This window comes from Lunatibacter salilacus (genome assembly GCF_009797935.1).
GTDB classification, from domain to species: Bacteria; Bacteroidota; Bacteroidia; order Cytophagales; family Cyclobacteriaceae; genus Lunatibacter; species Lunatibacter salilacus.
On the sequence record NZ_VOLC01000021.1, the window covers coordinates 16,961 to 37,318 of the forward strand.

A 20,358-nucleotide genomic window follows, 5' to 3' on the forward strand; every position below is an offset into this window, starting at 1 on the left:
ATTAAACGGGGACGTGTTTTTTTTTGCAACAAATTCCCATTTGACAGGTTGAGTTGGTATCTTTGCAAGTTATGGCAGAAACGGCAACAATAGACACTTCCGAGCTGGAAAATCTGGATACCAAGAAATTTATTATCATCAAAAATGCACGGGTAAACAACCTCAAAAGCCTGAGTATAGCCATTCCACGAAATAAACTGGTGGTTATTACGGGCCTTTCCGGTTCCGGAAAATCCTCCCTGGCTTTTGACACGCTTTTTGCCGAAGGCCAACGCATGTATGTGGAGAGCCTGAGTTCGTACGCCAGGCAGTTTTTGGGAAGGATGGAAAAACCGGATGTGGAATATATCAAGGGCATTTCCCCGGCCATAGCCATACAACAGAAGGTCACCACCAAAAACCCCCGCTCCACGGTGGGGACAACTACCGAAATTTACGATTACCTCAAACTGCTATATAGCCGGATAGGCCGCACCATTTCTCCCGTTAGCGGGGATGAGGTAAAGCATCATACCGTGACGGATGTGGTAGACTATATACATACCTTCGATGAAGACGAAAAAGTAATGATCAGTTGCCCGCTTCAAGTCGCTTCGGATCGGACTGTGGAGAAGGAACTTGAAGTTTTACTCCAGAAAGGGTACACCAGAATCCTGATTGGCGGAGAAGCACATTATGTGGAGGATCTTGTGGGTCAAAAATCTGTTCCTGCAGGAGACTATGAAATACTGATTGACCGGGTAGCGGTCAAAAAAGAAGACGAAGACAACCAATACCGCATTGCGGACAGTGTGCAAACGGCTTTTTTTGAAGGGCACGGCGAGTGTATCGTATTGATCCCCGGACGGGAGCGGAGAGTTTTCAGTGACCGGTTTGAAATGGATGGGATCAGTTTTGAACTTCCATCCGTCAACCTATTTAGTTTTAACAACCCTTACGGTGCCTGCCGGACCTGCGAAGGTTTTGGCAACGTGTTGGGTATAGACCTTGATTTAGTTATTCCCGACAAAAGCCTTTCCCTGTATGAAGGAGCCATAGCGCCTTGGCGGGGTGAAACCACAAGAAAGTGGTTGGAGCCCTTGTTGAAAAACGGCATACGGTTCGATTTTCCCATACATCGTGCTTACGAGGACCTATCCGAGGCCGAGAAGGAGCTCCTGTGGACAGGAAATAGCTACTTCAAAGGAATTGATGCCTTTTTTGCCTATTTGGAAAGCAAACTACATAAAATCCAGTACAGGGTGATGTTGTCCCGGTTTCGCGGGCGGACTACCTGTCCCGACTGTAAAGGAACGCGCATCCGAAAGGATGCCTCCTATGTTAAAATCGCCAACACCTCCATCACGGAGGTGGTCTTGATGCCCATTGAGAAATCCCTTCAGTTTTTCAATACCATCCGCTTAACCGACTCCGAGGCAAAGGTCGCCAGTCGGCTATTGGTGGAAATTACCAACCGACTGGAATATATGGACAGGGTTGGGTTAGGATACCTAAATCTAAACCGACTGACTTCTTCCCTTTCGGGTGGCGAATACCAACGAATCCGCTTAGCTACCTCCTTGGGAAGTGCATTGGTGGGTTCGATGTATATTTTGGATGAACCTAGCATAGGTTTGCACCCGCGGGATACCGACCGGCTGATTCAGGTGTTAAAATCGCTTAGGGATCTTGGAAATACGGTGATCGTGGTCGAGCATGAGGAAAAGATCATCCGGTCAGCGGATCAGATTATAGATATTGGACCGGATGCGGGAGTACATGGTGGCAACCTGATGTTCCAGGGCAATTTGCCAGAACTGCTTGCGGACGGAACAACCTATACCGCTAAGTATCTGAACGGGGATGAAACTATCAGTGAAAAATCCGGCAATCGGAAATGGAGAAACAGCTTGTGGATAAAGGGTGCCAGAGAAAATAACCTGAAAAATCTAAGCGTAAAAATTCCCCTGGGAATATTGACCGTCATCACCGGGGTAAGTGGGTCAGGAAAATCCACGCTGATCAAGAAGGTACTGTATCCGGGTATTGGCAAAATGTTGGGTACTGTAATGGATGAAAGCGGGAAGTTTGACAAACTGGAAGGCGATATCAAGCAGGTGGGTCGTGTGGAATTTGTGGACCAAAATCCAATTGGGAAATCTTCCCGTTCTAATCCTGTGACCTATGTGAAGGCGTATGATGCCATCCGTACCCTCTATTCGGACCAGCCCATTTCCAAACAGCGGAGTTATAAGCCCGCATTTTTCAGCTTCAACGTAGACGGAGGCCGCTGCGAAGCCTGTCAGGGTGAAGGAACTCAGAAGATAGAGATGCAATTTATGGCTGATATCTACTTAACCTGTGAATCTTGTAAAGGGAAGCGGTTCAAGCATGAGATCTTAGAAGTAAAATACAAGGATAAGGATATCTCCGATATCTTGGATATGACTATTGATGAAGCCATGGAATTTTTTGCGGACAAGGCTCCCATCATTAACAAACTCCAACCTCTGCAGGAAGTGGGCCTAGGTTATATCGGTATGGGGCAATCCTCCAATACCCTTAGCGGTGGTGAAGCGCAGCGGGTGAAGCTGGCCTCCTTTTTGGGAAAAAGTGAATCAAAAAGTAAAGACCATATCCTCTTTATCTTTGATGAACCAACCACGGGTTTACATTTTCATGATATCCGCAAATTGCTCCATTCCATAAATGCCCTAATCGATCAGGGGCATTCGGTATTGATTATTGAACACAACACCGAGGTCATCAAATCAGCCGACTGGGTCATTGATTTGGGCCCGGAAGGGGGCGAAAAGGGAGGATACATCACCTACGAGGGCACGCCCGAAGGACTGATGGAAGTTCCCGATAATTACACCGGCAGGTATCTTAAAGAAATGCACAGGAATTAATTCGATGTGGGGAAGAAGCTGTGGTAGGTAAAAATGAAAATTACCGAATTCTTCCGTTTTTTAATGGTTGTGATATTTAGATCCTTACGCTTTTTGGCTTTCTAAGGCCGTTACCACTTGCACGGAGTTGAGTAGCAATCTGCCTTTTGAGTAATTTGTTGGGCGAATAGTTGTGGATTTTTATCATTTTTAGGCTGTAAGCCCCTTACTGCTGGAAAAGGATTTTCAAATGTTAAAAAATAACAGTAATTTACACACCTAGAAAAATCATGCAATCTCCATATCTTTATGAAAAGGGATGATTGCCAATATAACCTTAGAAATTACCTTTTCTCCATGTTAAAGTTCAGTGCAAAGCTTGCTCTTGTTGTCATTTTTGTGTCCGCGACCGGTTGGATCACTTCATTTCAGACTAAAAACGATTTCATACCCTATACCCAGCCTATCCCGAATACAACCATAACCTTTGACATGGTCCCCATACCAGGAGGTACTTTTATAATGGGTTCTGAGAAAGGAAACCCAGCGGCTGCCCCTGATGAGTTACCCCAGCATGAGGTCACTTTAGATCCATTTTGGATGGGTACCCATGAGGTAACCTGGGATCTATTTGAGTTGTTTCTTGACAAGAATTTTGAGACTTCGATTAGCGAAGCACCACTTTCCCCGGAAGTAGACGGGTTAAGCCGCCCGTCGATTCCGTATTTGGATATGACCTTTGGGATGGGTAAAGAAAATAAGCCTGCCATAGGCATGACACAATATGGAGCCATTCAATATTGCCGTTGGCTTTACCTCAAAACGGGGGTTTTTTACAGACTTCCAACAGAAGCGGAGTGGGAATACGCCAGCAGGGCCGGTACAGCTACCACGTATTTCTTTGGTGACGATCCCGCTGACTTGGACAAATTCGCTTGGTACGCGGCAAACAGTCAGGGGGCTACGCAGGAAGTAGGCAAGAAAGATCCCAACCCCTGGGGGCTCTATGACATATTGGGCAATGTACAGGAATGGACGATTGACCATTACCTTCCGGATGCCTATGAAATGCGCAAATCAAAGGGAACTAAAAACCCATTGCACATGGATGAGGAACTTTATCCAAAAGTGATCCGGGGCGGTAGTTATGCAAGCCCCGTCGAAGACCTCAGATCTGCCAACCGAATAGCCAGTACGGCTACGTGGAAGCGCATCGATCCTCAAATCCCAAAAAGCCAATGGTGGTTTCCAGAGGCCCCCTTTTTGGGAATGCGTGTGGTCCGCCCTGTGACACCCCCGAGTGATGAGGAAATAGCTGCCTATTTTGGCACTATACCTTTAGAAGATTATTAACACTATAAATCAATATACCAATGGAACTTACCAAAAATAACCAAAGGCGGGACTTTATAAAGACCTCCGCCATTCTTACCGGAGGGGCATTACTTAGCCCATTTTCCCTTCCAGGCGCTTATGCCGCAGGTAGCGATGTCATTAAGATAGCCGTTGTAGGCTGTGGTGGCCGTGGCACCGGCGCTGTTTTCCAAGCATTCGAGACAGGCCATAACATTCAGCTCGTGGGCATGGCCGATGCCTTTCAAGATAGACTGGACCAAGCCTATGACCGGATTTTGAAAAAATATGGAGCCGATAAAGTGGTTGTGCCCGAGGGCAAAAAACTGGCTGGATTCGAAGGATATAAGGAGGTAATGAAGGAAGCGGATGTTGTAATATTGGCAGCACCTCCCGGTTTCCGCCCCGATCACTTCGAAGAGGCTGTGCGTCAAAACAAGCAGATATTCATGGAGAAACCTGTGGCAACCGACGCCGTAGGCATTCGCAGGGTATTGGCAGCTGCCGAAGAAGCCAAATCCAAGAAACTAAATGTTGTGGTAGGCTTGCAAAGGCATTATCAGGATAACTATATAGAGACAATTAAACGTGTACATGATGGTCAGATCGGAGATGTAATCGGTGGTCAGGTGTTCTGGAATGACGGCGGGGTATGGGTGCGTGAGCGTCAACCCGGTCAGACAGAGATGGAATATCAGATGAGAAACTGGTACTATTTCAACTGGCTTTGCGGAGACCACATCGTAGAGCAGCACGTGCATAACCTTGACGTGGCAAACTGGGTAAAAAACGGATATCCCGTAAAAGCAGAAGGTACCGGAGGTAGAACTGTGAGAAGAGGTAAAGACCATGGAGAAATTTTTGATCACCATGTAGTATTGTTCACCTACGAGGATGGTACAGTCATACATAGCGAATGCCGTCATTTCCCAGGTGCAGCTAACCGGGTAGATGAAAGCTTCCAAGGAACCACCGGAAAAGTATATATGAATGCCGGACACGTAGGTAGGATCTCCAATTATAAAGGTTCGTCAATCTATGACCATAATGGGGAAGGCAACATTAATCCTTATCAAAAAGAACATAACGAATTGTTTGCGGCCATATCAAAAGGTGAATATAAATTCGCTGATGCGGAAAATGGAGCAAAGAGTACCATGACTTCTATTTTGGGAAGGTATGCTACCTACTCCGGAAAAGTGGTGACATGGGACGAAGCCATAAATTCAGATATCAATCTTAAACCAGATAGACTCGCATGGGATGCGATGCCTAAAAACGTGCCCAATAGTGACGGGTTTTATGCCTCTGCAATTCCAGGTCAGAGCAAGGTAGTTTAATTAATTCTCCTAAATAACTTTTAATGGAAAGAAGAAAATTCATAAGAAACATGTCTCTGGGAACGGCTGTAGGGCTCACTGGAGCTTCCCTAGCACCATCATCTGAGGCCGCTTCATTGGCAGACAAGACGTTCAACCTTAACTATGCGCCACATTTTGGCATGTTCAAAAACTCAGCGGGAGATGATCTGATTGATCAGCTGAATTTCATGTATGAGAGGGGATTCCGCAGCCTGGAAGACAATGGTATGATGGGGCGTCCGGTGGACGTTCAGGAAAAAATAGCCAGCCAAATGGCTAAGCTCGGCATGGACATGGGCGTATTTGTTCTGGACAAAGGAGGCAACGGCGCTAATACATTTGCGTCCGGATCTCAAGAGCATACTGATATTTTTCTAGACGGTTGCCGCAGGTCAGTGGAAGTTGCCAAGCGGGTGAACGCGAAGTGGATCACCGTAGTACCCGGTGATTTTGACAGGAGACTTCCGATAGACGTGCAAACTGCAAATGTAATCGAAACCCTTCGAAAAGGGGCTGAGATCCTTGAACCACATGGTTTAGTTATGGTGTTGGAACCTTTGAGTGATACCCCCAATTTGTTTTTGCGCACATCTACCCAAACCTATTTGATCTGCAAAGGGGTGAACAGCCCTTCTTGCAAAATCCTGTACGATGTGTACCATATGCAAAAGAATGAGGGTAATTTAATTACCATGATGAATCATTGCTGGGATGAAATCGCCTATATCCAAATTGGGGATAATCCTGGACGGAAAGAACCCGGAACTGGGGAAATTAATTACTTAAACGTGTTCAAGTACCTCCATGAAAAAGGATATCGCGGCATTTCCGGAATGGAACATGGCAATGCGATTCCAGGTAAAGATGGTGAAGAATCATTGATAGCTGCTTATAGAAAAGCAGACAGTTTTATGTAAATTCCTAGAGGGAACATAAGAAAAAAAACACCTTTTGGAAAATCAAACAAATGAAATTCCGAAAGGTGTTTATTATTTTTGAGAAGCCTCCAACTGCGCTGGCTTTTTCTCCAGCAAGCCTTTACGCTTTAAAATAGTTTCCACAAAACGAATTTCATTTTCGGAATTGAAGGATTTGTACGGGAGATAAATAAATTGGGCTTTAGACATGATAAACAAGAATGCATCCTTTTTGATGGCTGCTTTTTTGATCATGTCCCACTTGATGGGCATTCCTTCCCGCGCACTGACTTTCATCAATATCTGTCGGGAGTCTATTTCATAGGCCATTTTATTGAACATGATCTTGTTCTGTTCCATTTGGGTAACACCGGCAAATTGAATCACCCAAAACAACCAGTACAACGCATAGGCCAACAAAGCCATGCTAATCCACCACCAAGAAGGAATCCATAAATAGCCCAGACAGATAGCAAGGGCTATAAGTGCCACCCACCATTGTTCCTTTAGGATATTCTTTAAACCAAGTTTGATATAGGTTCCAGTTGGCAACTGGTATTTCTTTGTTTTTACTATCATCAGTAACAAATTTTAATCCGCAAATATCCCACCATATCCCTTACATAGCAAGTTAAAAGTGCAATTGACAAGTTATTTTCAACTATTTTTAACAATGGGATAAAGTATGGCGTTTAATATATTGACTTGTTGGCATTAATATTGTAATTTCAAAGCGATTAAAGGGATTGTATATGAGTAGCTTAGTAATAGATTTGATTTTATGTGGCGTAGCTTACGTAGTATTAATTTATTTCGTAGCTACACTCACTAAAGCTCGGATTAATAGAAACCGAAATAACAATGATGACGATGGAGATGGGGGAGTTGAAGACTTTACCCCGCCGAAAATAGATCTCCCGCCAGGTATAATCTGGCCTACCGACGATATCGGAAAACCTACCAAAACTTCCCCACTGGAGGCTTAGCTGCAATTTTTACATATTCCCTGGACCAGTAGACTAGTCTCTTTGCTTATGTACCCTTCTGGCAACAATATTTTTGGAAGGTTCAATTCTTGAATACAGTTGGTATTTCCACATACCTCACATTTGAAATGAACATGCTCATGGTCATGATGGGCTTCGTCATGGTCATGGGCACAGAGTGCGTATTTTGTCGTACCACTGTCATCCAAGACCTTGTGAATAAGGTCACTATCCAAAAAGGTCTTTAAGGTTCGGTATATGGTAACCCTATCGAAATTTTCTTTTAGTTCTTCCTCCAGATCCGCATGGGATAAGGCCACTTTCTTTCCGATAAAGGTAGCCAATACGTCCCTCCTACAGCTTGTTACACGAAGATTGTTTTCCTTTAATATATCCGATGTTTTTTCGGTCATGATATTTCTCTCCTACCTCATTTTATTCCAACTCTTAAATATTAGGACTGCTCCGGCTATTGCGATTATGGTAGCGATGCTCCCACCCAGCACATTCCCGTAAATCCAAAATCCGGTAGCAAACAACGCCGCATATACCATAATGGAACCTACCAGCATCAGCCCAATTTCCATAGGCAACTGACCCTGCTCTGCTTTCTGCTCAGGATAGCGATCCAGCAAACTTTTCCATCCCCAGGATGCCGGCCGTACTTTCTGATAAAAGGCAAGCAAAACTTTGTCGTCCTCCGGTTTGGTGAACAAAGTTACTAAAATCCAGGTAATTGTAGTTATGCTTACGCCAAGAAGGAGTTTTAGGTAACTCATTTCCGGCGGAATAGGTAGAAAACCCAATTTATTATGAATTGATTCAAAATACACAGCAACGATAAAGGAAATTACCATTGCGGAAATTTCGGTATAGGCATTGATCCTCCACCAAAACCATCGCAGTATAAATATAAGTCCTGTACCTGCGCCAATTTGAAGCAAAATATTAAAGGCTTCCAACGCATTGGAGAGGTAGAGGGCTAAGATAGCTGCCAGAATCATCAATCCTACCGTCGAGAGTCTACCTACCAGTACCTGATTCTTGTCGGAGGCCTTTTTATTTACAAAGCGCATGTAGAAATCATTTACTACATAGGATGATCCCCAGTTCAAGTGCGTTGATAGGGTAGACATCACCGCTGCGATCAAAGAGGCCAGCACAATCCCTGTCAAGCCCGTAGGCAAATAGGTCAACATGGCTGAATAGGCCAAGTCATTCCCCAATTTATCTACAGGGATCTGCGGGAAGGCCGCCTGCATATCACTTACCTGAGGGAAAATAATCAACGATGAAAGCGCAATAATGATCCATGGCCAAGGACGCAATGCATAATGGGCGACGTTGAAAAAGAGCGTTGCCCCTATGGCGTTTTTTTCATCCTTTGCTGAAAGCATACGCTGGGCAATATATCCCCCTCCACCAGGCTCCGCTCCCGGATACCAAGTTGCCCACCACTGAATGGCAATGGGCATGATAAACAAAGGTATGAGCAGATTCCAATCGTCAAAATCCGGGATCAAATTCAGTTTGTCAGAGACGTTTGGATGGGTTAACAGGTTGTTTAGCGAACCGATTTCCGGCAAGCCAACGATGTAGTAAGCAGCGCCAAATGATCCAACTATAGCTATAAAAAACTGGAAAAAATCTGTCAAGAGAACTCCCTTTAACCCTCCCAATGAGCTATAAATTACGGTAACCACCGAAACTAACAACAAGGTAGACAAGGGACTGAGTCCCAACATAATGCCGAAGATCTTGATAGCGGCTAACAATACAGTCGCCATAATAACCACGTTAAAAAATACGCCCAAATATATCGCACGGAACGCCCTCAGAAAAGCGGCAGACTTACCCCCATATCGAATCTCATAAAACTCCAAATCCGTCGTTACTTCAGACCTTCGCCAGAGCTTGGCATAAACAAAAACTGTTAGCATACCGGTAAGCAGGAAGGCCCACCATACCCAGTTTCCGGATACCCCGTCCTTTCTGACAATATCGGTAACCAAATTTGGCGTATCTGCGGAAAACGTAGTGGCAACCATGGAAACCCCCAACAACCACCAAGGCATGTTCCTCCCCGATAAAAAAAATTCTTTGGCACTTTTTCCAGCCGTTTTGGAGGCAATCACCCCAATAAGCATGGAAATTACAAAAAAACCAATGATGATGGCCCAATCTAATCCGGATATATTCATGTGTTTATAATTGATTTTTAATGGTCATTACTTGTCCCGGTTTTACGGGGTAGCCTGTCCCGATTCTCGGGAGAATCTCGCATGGTGTATAATCATCCCAATGTGTGACGTTCCTGTCATGCTCGATTTGATGTGTTGATGAAGCTAATGATGAATAGGTGCTTTGGTAAATAATTTTTCGATGTCAATGTAATTTTGTTTCAAATAAATAAAATTTTAATCAACTCTCCCAGCTTTTATTATATTTTTAAATAATTGAATGCTTGTCAACACGCTAAAGCAAGTTTGTTTTCCTCCTTCGGGATTGGATTGGGAGTAAATATAAATGGTTTGAAACAGTAATAAACAAAACTATTGTATTTTTACAGGAGTATTACAAAAAAAGGCATCAAATAGACCAGTAGTCGGGATCGTTTTTTTTTTTTAAACTTCCCGTTAAAAACTAATGTATGGAAAACTCAATAGTTGAGGCTGTATTAAAACAATATCCCTTTGAAACAACTTCCTTGGAATGTGCACCTTTTGGATCCGGACACATCCACAGCACCTTTCGGGTAAAGGTTGGCGGCAACTTATATATATTACAGGAATTCAACGATCAGGTGTTCAAGTTTCCAGAACGAATATCAGGGAATTTGCAGGTGTTGTTAAACGAACTTCAACCTGGCGCGTTACCCTATGAATTACCATTACCTGTCAAGAATAAGCTCGGAGAATTTTTCACATCCATAAGCGGTCGGCTGTTCAGGCTGTTTCCGTTTGTGTCAGGTGTGACCAAAGACAGTGTGGACAATCCGCATCAGTCCAACTTGGCGGCTGAGGCATTTGCTAATTTCGTGAAGGTATTTTTACCTGTCGACGCAAGCTTGCTTCGTGACACCATCCCAAGTTTTCATGACCTTGACTTGAGATTTAGGCAGTTTGAAGAGAGTGTGCAGACTACCGATAGAGAAATTGATTCGGAAACTGCCCAGTTGATCGACTTCTATCAAAAGCAACATGACTTGGTGGAAACATATAATGCATACACCCAACTTTTGCCGAAGCGTGTCACCCACAACGATACCAAAATTAACAACCTGATATATAGTGAGGACCTTACCCGTGTTAATGCGGTCATTGATTTGGATACCATCATGGCCGGCTACGTGTTTTATGACTTTGGAGACTTGGTCCGAACAGTAGTATGTACAGAAGATGAGGCCTCGCACAATTGGGCCCAAATCCGTGTTGATCTGGACAAATATGAGTCGTTGATAGAAGGGTTTTACCTTCCTCTGATTGAATCCATTGAGTCGGAGGAACTAGCCTCCCTGACTTTTGGAGGCGAGATGATGACCTGTATCATGGGGCTGAGATTTTTAGCCGATTACTTAAATGGGAATAAGTACTACCATATAACCTACGAAAATCAAAACCTGCATCGTGCAAAGAACCAAAGCAAGCTGCTCCAATCCTTACGGGATAATCGACCTCAAATCCAGAAATTGGTCGACCGGGTGGGGGTTCGAAATTAATTTGCCACTTCCCAATTAACATTTGAAAATTGTCCGTTAACCTTTTAAATTTTACATACGCAATTGTCCGGTTATTTTGACACAAAGATTGAGTACCTAAAAGGTGTAGGCCCACAAAAAGCGGAACTCCTTAATAAAGAGCTGCAAATTTTCACTTTTGGAGAATTGATTTCCCATTACCCCTTCAGGTATGAGGATAGGACTACATTTTATAAGATCAATCAGTTGAATGCCGACCTTCAGCATGTGCAGGTAGTAGGTCAGATTGTTAGCGTGGAGACACTGGGAGAAGGACGAAGAAAGCGGTTGGTGGCCTATTTCAAAGACGAAACCGGGGTGATGGAGCTTACTTGGTTTAAGGGGATACAGTGGGTAAGCAAGAAATTGATAACGGGTGTCCCCTACGTGGTGTTTGGCAAACCCAACCAGTTTGGCCGGAAATTCAGTATTGCCCATCCGGAATTTGAACCGATTACTCAGCTAAAGGAGGAAAAGAGTTATTTACAGCCCATCTATCCCACGACTGAGAAGCTAAAAAATAGATTTTTGGACAGTAAAGGTATTTCCAAGATAATGGAAATACTTTTGAATCAATCGCTTGGATTGCTTCCCGAGACACTTCCGGGATACTTGATGGAGGCAAACCGGCTAATTCCCAAGCGGGATGCAATCTATCACATTCACTTTCCGGCGAATGAGCAAATGCTGCAGCGAGCCAGATACCGTCTAAAGTTTGAGGAATTCTTCTTTTTACAGCTCCGCTTATTAAAACTGAAATTGACCCGTACTGAGAAATTCAGGGGGCAACCACTACAGCAGACCGGTCTTTTGACTCGTTTTTACAATGAAAACCTGCCCTTCGAACTAACCAATGCGCAAAAGCGGGTCATAAGGGAAATTTATTCCGATCTCAAATCCGGAAAGCAGATGAACAGACTGATTCAAGGAGATGTGGGATCCGGAAAGACCATCGTTGCCTTTATTTGTATTTTGGTCGCCATCGATTCGGGCACGCAAACCTGTCTGATGGCACCTACTGAAATTTTGGCTTTTCAACATTATGAAAGCTTGAAACCTTTTGCGGAAAAGATGGGGTTGCGACTTGCCTTACTTACTGGGTCAACAAAAAAATCCCAGCGGGAAATCATCCATCGGGACCTAATTTCGGGCAACTTACCCATTCTGATAGGTACCCATGCGCTTTTAGAAGATGTAGTCCAATTTAAAAATTTAGGCTTGGCCATCATCGACGAGCAGCACCGATTTGGAGTCGCCCAGCGCGCCAAGTTGTGGGGCAAAAATCTAACATTTTACCCCCATGTATTGGTAATGACCGCAACTCCGATTCCGCGAACCTTGGCTATGACGCTATATGGGGATTTGGACATTTCAGTTATTGATGAGCTTCCCATAGGGCGGAAGGCCATTCAGACCGTTCACCGCTACGACAAAGACAGGCTGAAGGTGTTTGGATTTTTGAAAAAGGAAATTGATATGGGAAGACAGGTGTATATGGTCTACCCACTCATAGAGGAATCTGAAAAAATGGATCTAAAAAGCCTCATGGATGGACATGAAAGCATCTGTAGGGCATTTCCCCAATATCCCATTGGGGTGCTGCATGGCAATATGAAGCCTGTTGACAAAGATTTTGAAATGGCGCGGTTTGTAAAAGGGGAAACCAAAATCATGGTAGCTACCACGGTAATTGAAGTGGGTGTGAATGTCCCCAATGCCACGGTGATGGTAGTCGAGAATGCGGAGCGCTTTGGACTCTCCCAACTTCACCAACTCAGAGGTCGGGTGGGAAGAGGATCCAGTCAATCCTATTGTGTGCTTATGACCAAGTATGAACTGTCCAAAGACAGCCGGATACGGTTGGAAACCATGGTCCGAACGAATAACGGTTTTGAGATTGCCGATGTGGATTTGCGGCTAAGGGGACCGGGAGATCTCACCGGAACCCAGCAGTCGGGAATCACGGATTTGAAATTAGCAGATTTAAGTCAAGATGCGGGAATTCTAACCCAAGCCAGGGATGCAGCCCGGGATTTACTGGAAAAGGATCCACAAATTTCATTACCTGAACACGCGGCAGTCTACACCCAAATACAGAAACAAACCAAACAAGCATTGAACTGGAGCAGGATATCCTAAAAGTGAACAAAGGCGTATGGAATTGAGGAAGTTGTGAGGGAATAATAAGTTATTAAACGATTCCTTGCGCAGGTTTGGTACGATTATTATATATATGGTTGTATAAACATAAAATAACCCAGAAAAATGAATTTAAAAATTACGATGCTAATTATTGCTGTTGGTGTGCTGAGCCTATCCTCCTGTGTTTCGAAGAAGAAATTTACAGATGCAACCTCACACATCGGTAGGCTAACGGGTGAATTGGGTGATACAAAAGAGTCACTCGCTGAGACTCAGAAACAACTTGCGGATACACAAAGGCAACTACAGGAAAGAAACGAAGAACTAAGTCGGGAAAAGGAGTTGACCAAAACCCTTAACAACCGGCTGAGTCAGGCCGTCTCTACCTCTTCGTCCGTGCAGGAGCAACTCACCGAGAAAGAACGGACTTTGATGGAGCAACAGGAACGTCTTGATATGCTTCAGCGCTTATTAGATGAACAAAAGGCCGTAATGAGCAGCTTGAAGGCAACGGTAGACCGAGCCCTGAACCAATACCGGTCAGATGAATTACAAATTTATGAGCAAGATGGTAAGCTATATGTATCCTTGCAGGATAAACTGCTCTTCCCTTCAGGAAGTGCTACCGTAAATAAGGATGGTAGGGAAGCACTTGGAAAACTGGCGGAAGTGCTCAATACCAATGAGGAAATCCAAATTATGGTAGAAGGCCACACAGACAATGTACCCATCAGTGGACGGTTTGAAGATAACTGGGCACTTAGCACTGCACGGGCCACCGCGATTGTCAGGATACTGACAGCAACATACAACGTAGCTCCTGAACGGGCAATAGCCGCGGGAAAAAGCTATTACGAACCCAAGGATTCAAATGAAACTGCAGAAGGAAGGGCAAAAAACAGAAGAACTGAAATTATTCTGACTCCCAAATTGGACGAGCTCTTCAAATTGCTACAACAATAAGCATGCCCCGATATTTTGTGATATACAAGCCTTTCGGGATGCTCACCCAGTTTAGTGGGGAGGGAAATACCCTTGGGAATTTGGGAGACTTCCCACCGGATGTGTATCCGGTGGGAAGGTTGGACAAAGACAGTGAGGGACTCCTTATCATTTCAAATGACAAGACGTTGAACCACCGTCTCTTGGATCCGGTCCAAGGTCACCGAAGGGAATATTTTGTACAGGTGGAGGGGGATATTACCCACGAGGCCCTACACCAGCTTGAGTCCGGTCTGCTTATACAGGTTGACAAGCGGGCCTACAGGACAAAAAAAGCGGTTGCTAAATCTCTGAAATCCTCACCTATACTACCTGAGCGGGTTCCTCCGGTAAGGTATAGAAAAACGGTGCCGGATTCGTGGATATCGCTAACACTTACTGAGGGGAAAAACCGTCAAGTTCGAAAGATGACAGCAGCAGCGGGGTTTCCAACCCTGAGGTTGGTGCGGTGGGCTATCGAGGACCTTACTATAAAAGGATTTGAAAGCGGGCAGGTAGAAGAACTGTCACGGAAAGCGATATATTCTTCGTTGGGGATTTTGGAAAGGTAGCAGCCTTAGGAAAATGTTCATAGAAATTCACCTCTTTTCAGACAAAAAGAAAGATCGGTCCGTTCTAAATTGTGTTAAACAAGTATTTGTTCTAATTTAGGCCGGGCAAACCGTTGGCCTATGAATTAGAAGGGTAAATGGGGGAAAAATTAAACAGAGAACATGCATCAAGATAAAATAAAGGACGCGATCCGCGAAGTGAAAAAAATTGTTGTGGGTCAAGATAGAATGGTCAACCGGCTATTAATCGGCCTTTTTACAAATGGACACATTTTGCTGGAGGGTGTTCCCGGTCTGGCCAAAACGCTTACGGTGAACACATTGGCAAAAGTGCTGCATTTGGATTTCAAACGGATACAGTTCACTCCGGATTTGCTTCCTTCGGATTTGATAGGTACCATGATTTACAATCAGCTTACGGCTAGTTTTGAAGTCAAGAAGGGGCCAATCTTCTCCAACATCATTTTGGCCGATGAAGTCAACAGGTCCCCCGCGAAAGTGCAGTCTGCGCTTTTGGAAGCCATGCAAGAAAAGCAAGTTACTATTGGTGATACGACATATACGTTGGACAAGCCGTTTTTGGTTCTTGCGACGCAAAACCCGGTGGATCAGGAAGGAACCTATCCGTTGCCCGAGGCCCAGGTTGACCGCTTTATGATGAAGGTCAACATTGACTATCCCTCCAAAAAAGATGAAATGGAAGTGATGCGCCGAATGACGGATGCTTTTTTTGTTTCTGAGGTTAATCCAATTTTGGAAAGGGAGGATATCTTTGCGATCCGGGCGGAGATAAATAAAGTAAGAATAGCAGAACCCCTTGAAAATTATATTATAGAATTGGTGTTTTCTACCCGCTTCCCTGAAAAATACGGAATGAACGAAGAGGCCAAATACATACAGTTTGGGGCTTCTCCCCGAGCAAGCATCAACCTTAATTTGGCAGCAAAAGCGGTAGCTTACATGGATCAACGGGATTATGTATTGCCTGAGGATATTAAGGAAATCGCCGATGATGTCTTAAACCACAGGATTATCCTGAACTATGAGGCCGAAGCGGACAACGTCAGTACCAGAGATTTGGTTAAGCGTATATTAGATCGGATTCCCCTAAATAAATCAGCCGTTTTTAATTGATAGTGATCCATCAGCCATCCCAAGTGAGCATATTCAGAAAAGGAGGGGTGATGGATTGTTTTTTTCTATATTTGATTCCAATTTATGGATAAAAACAGATTATATTGGGTCCTACAGATAGGCGGTTGGCTGGGTTTTGCCCTTGTCAACCTTTTTTTCATGTCCCTGGACCGGGGAATTACCGCCATTCAGGTAGGAGCCTACTTTTCTTTGGCTACATTCTATTTTCTGTCTACGCATTTTTTAAGGTATACGATCAAGAAAAATACCTGGTTTGAATTTCCCCTTGAAAAGCTGACCAAAAAGGTACTTACCTCGGTAGTGTTGCTGAGTCTGGTGAATATGCTTGCTCAAATAGTTATCAACCTGGCATTCGATACGCTGAATCCAGTTTCGGATATCAAACCTTTGGTGCTGTTGGCCAACCTTTTTACCAGTTTTCTATTTTACTCACTGTGGGTGTTGATGTATTTTCTGTTTTATTTTTTAGACAATTACAATTCCTCGCTGAAGTATCAGGCGAAAATAAACGAAATCAAACTTATCCATTTACGCAATCAGCTGAACCCACATTTTATATTTAATGCCCTGAACAGTGTCAGGGCCTTGGTGGATGAAGACCCAGTAAAAGCCAAATCGGCCATCACGCAGTTGTCCAATATCCTCCGGTATTCCCTTGTCGTGGATAAGCACAAGGTGATCCCCTTCGGAGAGGAATTAAATACAGTCAAAGATTACCTAAATCTGGAACTGATTAGGTTTGAAGAGCGGCTAAAAGTCATTTACGAAATCGAACCCGCGGCTTTCCACTACAAAATACCCCCCATGATGCTTCAGACTATTGTGGAAAATGCCATAAAGCACGGCATCTCCAACTTGATGAAGGGTGGCATCATTGAAATCAAATGTAATCTGGGTCTGTTGGATGATTTGTATATTTGGGTAAGAAACAGTGGACAATACAAGGGAGACACTACCAGTAAGAAAAAGGGGGAAGGGCACGGGATCACCAATACAATCCAACGGCTAAAATTGATCTATGGTCCTAGGGCTTCTTTTAAAATTTACAATCAAGGACAAGAATTTGTCGTTACAGAAATAAAAATACCAAAACAAAACCTTATCTTAGACTAAAAATAGATATCCCAATGCGCGCATTAATAGTAGATGATGAAAGATTAGCAAGAAAAGAGCTCACAAACCTGCTATCCACCCATGAAAATATTGAGGTAGTCGGTGAAGCCCTGAATGTGGAAGACGCGAAAGAAAAAATCGAGCAACTGCAGCCTGATGTGATATTTCTGGATATACAGATGCCGGAGAAGACGGGGTTCGATCTGCTGGAAGAATTAGACCATGTTCCATTGGTTGTATTTATTACTGCCTATGACGAATTTGCCATACAGGCATTCCAAGTCAATGCCCTGGACTATTTGCTTAAACCCATAGAGCCAGCAAGACTCGCTGAGACGTTGGTGAAGTTGGAACGCAAAATGGAGGAATTGAAGAAAGAACAGACCCAAGAAGCTGGTGGCCCAACTAAAAAATTGACATTACATGATCAGGTTTTTGTCAAGGACGGAGACCGATGTTGGTTTGTAAAGCTTTCAAGCGTCCGATTATTCGAATCAGATGGCAACTACATCAAGGTTTATTTTGACAATAATAAGCCCATGATTCATAAATCGCTGAATGCGTTGGATGAGAGGTTGGATGAAAAGTCGTTTTTCAGGGCGAGCCGTAAACATATAATAAACTTAAGTTGGGTAGAATCCATTGAGCCCTGGTTCAACGGTGGCCTGGTTGTCACCTTAAAGGGAGGAGACCGGATAGAAGTAAGTAGGAGGCAGGCTGCAAGGTTTAAGGATTTGATGAGTTTGTAAACATTCCTCTCCCTACAAATAAAACCTTTATTTGCCACTTAATTACAATTTGTTGTATATTTAATCTTATATTGGTAAAGTAATAAAGACAATTCAATTTGAACATCTAAAAAAAACCTGTTGAAACGGATGTTTCACTTTTATAAGTTAGTTATGCCCACTTTGTCTCAAGGTGAGGTGGAAAAAGAGTCCACTATGGTTGGATTCTTAATTTAGTAGAGAGAATGTCTATTACACAGTTTAATTTTTAATTAAAAAATTAAGTTACATATGAAAGAGGAAAGAATCCTAATTGTAGAGGATGATGTGAACATTTCTGAAAACATTGAGGAAATTTTACAACTTTTAGGTTATGTTAACATCGACATAGCGAATTCAGCGAATCAAGCCGTGAAGGTGGTCAAAAAATACAGGCCGGACATGGTCTTTATGGACATCAAATTAAAGGGCGACAAAGACGGCATCGAATTGGGTGAGATCATTCAACAAATGGTGGATGCGCCTATTGTGTATGTCACCTCCTATAGTGACCCTGCAATTATAGAAAGGGCAAAAAGAACCCATCCTGCAGGATTTATCGTAAAGCCCTTCAACAGCAACGACATCCACGCAATGGTTGAGATTGTGCTTTACAATCAACGAACCCGACCTATGATGTCGGAGGCTGGGGGTCCTGTCGGTGAAATTAGTCCCTATTTGGTTACTGATGCGGTGTTTATCAAAGCAGATAATTCTTTTGAGCGTGTAGACTATACGGACATTTACTACGTAGAGGCAAATGGCAACATGGTTACGATTTTCACAAAAAACAGGAAATTTATCATCCGTAAATCAATGAAGGATATGGAAGAAAAGCTTCCGTCAAACCTTTTCCTACGAGTACAAAAATCATTTATTGTCCAACTTGCCCAGATAGACAACTTCAACACAAAGGAAATTACCTTAAAAACCAATGATGTCGTGCCCGTTGGAAGACAATATTACAACAGCTTTTTAGCCAAGCTGAATACGATCACAGAAAGTTAAAGAAGATCATTTGCCAGATTCGCCAATTCAGACCGTTCGCCTTTCTCCAATTTGATATGGGCATAAAGCGGATGGTTCTTGGCGCGATCTATCAAATAGGAAAGTCCGTTACTCTGACTGTCTAAGTAAGGAGTATCTATTTGAAACACATCTCCGGTGAATATGATCTTTGTGTTTTCACCAGCCCGGCTTATGATCGTTTTTATTTCATGGGGAGTGAGATTCTGCGCCTCATCGACGATAAAAAATATATTGGACAGTGATCTGCCTCGGATATAGGCCAAAGGTTGGATGATCAGTTTTTCCTGTGTAATCATTTCGTTGATTTTCTGGTACTCCTTGTCGGATTCTTTGTATTGGTTTTGAATAAACTTCAAATTATCCCAAAGAGGTTCCATATACGGATTAAGCTTAGATTTGATATCCCCAGGAAGGTATCCTATATCCTTATTGCTTAAAGGAACAATTGGCCTCGCTAAAAATATCTGTTTGAAATCCCGGCGCTGCTCCAAAGCTCCTGCCAACGCAAGCAAGGTTTTCCCTGTTCCGGCTACCCCCTGTATGGAAACAAGTTTAATCGCCGGGTTCATGATTGCATGTAACGCAAAGGTCTGTTCTGCGTTTTTCGGTTTTATATTATAAGCCAGTTTTTTCTCTATCTTTTCCAATACATTCTCTTCGGCATTAAAATAAGCCAGTACGGATTTGTTCAGGCTTTTAATAATGTAAAAAGTATTAGGCTCTATTTCACGTTTGCCCAAGATGCTTTTCGCATCAATAACCTGTTTCTCATACAGCTCGTTGATCAGCTCGGCATCAACGTCTTCTAAAACCCGTTTCCCCGTATTTTCCAGCTCGGAGATGTTCTTTATTTTGCCGGTTTCGTAATCTTCCGCATGTATTTCCAACGATTTAGCCTTCAACCTCAGGTTAATATCCTTGCTGACCAATATAACCTTTCTTCCTTTTTCGGATTGCTTTAGACTAAGCGCTGCGTTGAGAATCTTATGATCGTTTTTCTCCTCTCCAAAAATTTCATTTGCGTTCAGGCTGTTCTGAGGATTCATCAACACCTTGAAGTTGCCCTTCCCCTTGCCGTTAAGCGGGGTCCAATTGTGAATCATGTGATCCTTCGAAAGCGTATCGAGAAGGCGGATAAACTCCCGGGCCTCAAAATTCTTGGTATCGGATCCTTTTTTAAACTGGTCCAGCTCTTCAAGAACCGTTATCGGTATAACCACATCATGCTCAGCAAAATTCATGATGGAATTATGGGCAAACAAGATGACGGATGTATCGAGTACAAAAATTTTACTGTCGTTCGTGGCTTTTACTCTTGGCATAGATAAATATTAGTTGCTAATTCAATTTCAAATAAGTTAGAAAAATATTCCATA

17 protein-coding genes are annotated in these 20,358 nt (G+C 43.4%); 13 read left to right on the top strand and 4 right to left on the bottom strand.

Annotation, left to right across the window (positions count from 1 at the left end; genetic code table 11):
* The first annotated feature begins 71 nt into the window (after positions 1–71).
* From uvrA to FQ608_RS22435, 4 genes are all read left to right on the top strand, one after another.
* On the top strand, positions 72–2,891 hold the full coding sequence (gene uvrA / locus FQ608_RS22420; protein WP_158860738.1) for an excinuclease ABC subunit UvrA: 2,820 nt from the start codon (positions 72–74) through the stop codon (positions 2,889–2,891).
* Between the two features lie 336 nt (positions 2,892–3,227).
* A complete protein-coding gene (locus tag FQ608_RS22425) occupies positions 3,228–4,223 on the top strand; it encodes a formylglycine-generating enzyme family protein (protein ID WP_158860739.1) in 996 nt (331 codons plus the stop codon).
* Between the two features lie 20 nt (positions 4,224–4,243).
* Positions 4,244–5,563 carry a Gfo/Idh/MocA family protein gene (locus tag FQ608_RS22430; RefSeq protein ID WP_158860740.1) on the top strand — a complete coding sequence of 440 codons (1,320 nt, stop codon included), beginning with the start codon at positions 4,244–4,246 and terminating at the stop codon, positions 5,561–5,563.
* 23 nt (positions 5,564–5,586) lie between these two features.
* Complete coding sequence (locus FQ608_RS22435) at positions 5,587–6,501, top strand: hydroxypyruvate isomerase family protein (protein ID WP_158860741.1); 915 nt, start codon at positions 5,587–5,589, stop codon at positions 6,499–6,501.
* Between the two features lie 72 nt (positions 6,502–6,573).
* Here FQ608_RS22435 and FQ608_RS22440 read toward each other — a convergent pair whose 3' ends face one another.
* A complete protein-coding gene (locus FQ608_RS22440; protein ID WP_158860742.1) occupies positions 6,574–7,080 on the bottom strand; it encodes a YcxB family protein in 507 nt (168 codons plus the stop codon).
* Between the two features lie 173 nt (positions 7,081–7,253).
* Here FQ608_RS22440 and FQ608_RS22445 point away from each other — a divergent pair, with 173 nt between their 5' ends.
* Complete coding sequence (locus FQ608_RS22445) at positions 7,254–7,487, top strand: hypothetical protein (RefSeq protein ID WP_158860743.1); 234 nt, start codon at positions 7,254–7,256, stop codon at positions 7,485–7,487.
* On the opposite strand, the gene FQ608_RS22450 is transcribed toward FQ608_RS22445, so the two are convergent.
* Complete coding sequence (locus FQ608_RS22450; protein ID WP_158860744.1) at positions 7,484–7,900, bottom strand: Fur family transcriptional regulator; 417 nt, start codon at positions 7,898–7,900, stop codon at positions 7,484–7,486. The two genes, FQ608_RS22445 and FQ608_RS22450, sit on opposite strands and share 4 nt — an antisense overlap.
* A 12-nt stretch (positions 7,901–7,912) precedes the next feature.
* The gene (locus FQ608_RS22455) at positions 7,913–9,688 is read right to left on the bottom strand and encodes a sodium:solute symporter family protein (protein WP_158860745.1); all 1,776 of its coding nucleotides are present in this window, start codon (positions 9,686–9,688) and stop codon (positions 7,913–7,915) included.
* A gap of 449 nt (positions 9,689–10,137) precedes the next feature.
* Between FQ608_RS22455 and FQ608_RS22460 the strand changes: the two genes are divergently transcribed.
* From FQ608_RS22460 to FQ608_RS22495, 8 genes are all read left to right on the top strand, one after another.
* The gene (locus tag FQ608_RS22460; protein ID WP_158860746.1) at positions 10,138–11,205 is read left to right on the top strand and encodes a phosphotransferase enzyme family protein; all 1,068 of its coding nucleotides are present in this window, start codon (positions 10,138–10,140) and stop codon (positions 11,203–11,205) included.
* A 63-nt stretch (positions 11,206–11,268) separates the two neighbouring features.
* Entirely contained in the window at positions 11,269–13,362 is a 2,094-nt protein-coding gene (recG, locus tag FQ608_RS22465) for an ATP-dependent DNA helicase RecG (protein WP_158860747.1), read from the top strand.
* Positions 13,363–13,488: 126 nt separating this feature from the next.
* The gene (locus tag FQ608_RS22470) at positions 13,489–14,328 is read left to right on the top strand and encodes an OmpA/MotB family protein (RefSeq protein ID WP_158860748.1); all 840 of its coding nucleotides are present in this window, start codon (positions 13,489–13,491) and stop codon (positions 14,326–14,328) included.
* A 2-nt stretch (positions 14,329–14,330) separates the two neighbouring features.
* The gene (locus FQ608_RS22475; RefSeq protein ID WP_158860749.1) at positions 14,331–14,918 is read left to right on the top strand and encodes a pseudouridine synthase; all 588 of its coding nucleotides are present in this window, start codon (positions 14,331–14,333) and stop codon (positions 14,916–14,918) included.
* Between the two features lie 162 nt (positions 14,919–15,080).
* Positions 15,081–16,052 carry an AAA family ATPase gene (locus tag FQ608_RS22480; RefSeq protein WP_158860750.1) on the top strand — a complete coding sequence of 324 codons (972 nt, stop codon included), beginning with the start codon at positions 15,081–15,083 and terminating at the stop codon, positions 16,050–16,052.
* Positions 16,053–16,136: 84 nt separating this feature from the next.
* On the top strand, positions 16,137–17,186 hold the full coding sequence (locus FQ608_RS22485) for a sensor histidine kinase (RefSeq protein WP_158860751.1): 1,050 nt from the start codon (positions 16,137–16,139) through the stop codon (positions 17,184–17,186).
* A gap of 14 nt (positions 17,187–17,200) precedes the next feature.
* Positions 17,201–17,935, top strand: coding sequence for a LytR/AlgR family response regulator transcription factor (locus FQ608_RS22490; RefSeq protein ID WP_158860752.1), 735 nt, complete (start codon positions 17,201–17,203; stop codon positions 17,933–17,935).
* Positions 17,936–18,205: 270 nt separating this feature from the next.
* A complete protein-coding gene (locus FQ608_RS22495; protein ID WP_158860753.1) occupies positions 18,206–18,961 on the top strand; it encodes a LytR/AlgR family response regulator transcription factor in 756 nt (251 codons plus the stop codon).
* On the opposite strand, the gene FQ608_RS22500 is transcribed toward FQ608_RS22495, so the two are convergent.
* The gene (locus FQ608_RS22500; RefSeq protein WP_158860754.1) at positions 18,958–20,304 is read right to left on the bottom strand and encodes a PhoH family protein; all 1,347 of its coding nucleotides are present in this window, start codon (positions 20,302–20,304) and stop codon (positions 18,958–18,960) included. The genes FQ608_RS22495 and FQ608_RS22500 overlap by 4 nt on opposite strands.
* Positions 20,305–20,358: the final 54 nt, after the last annotated feature.